General features: G+C 71.1%; 1 protein-coding gene. It reads right to left on the bottom strand.

The genetic code is table 11. The features are described from left to right. The coding region (locus tag LD110_RS23495) for a DUF222 domain-containing protein (protein WP_225502348.1) at window positions 1-256 on the bottom strand (256 nt) is incomplete at both ends.

A 256-nucleotide genomic window follows, 5' to 3' on the forward strand; every position in this document is an offset into this window, starting at 1 on the left:
GTCGGGTGCAGCCGGGGAAGCGGCAGGTTTTATCGCGGTGGTTGAGGTATCTGCGAAGTGCTTGTGGTGGCCGGTAGGCGGTGCGGCCGACGCCGAGGGCCTCTCCGGTGACGGGGTCGGTGAAGAGCCGGTGCCAGCTGGGCGCGAGAGCGGCCAGGCGGCGGGCAGTGTGCGCGTCAATGGGGCCGTAGCCCTCCAACTCGGCCACGGCAGTGAGATCCGTTGCGGTGCCTGCCGCTGCGGTGCCTGCCGCTGC

This window comes from Arthrobacter sp. M4 (genome assembly GCF_020251205.1).
GTDB lineage: Bacteria > Actinomycetota > Actinomycetes > Actinomycetales > Micrococcaceae > Arthrobacter.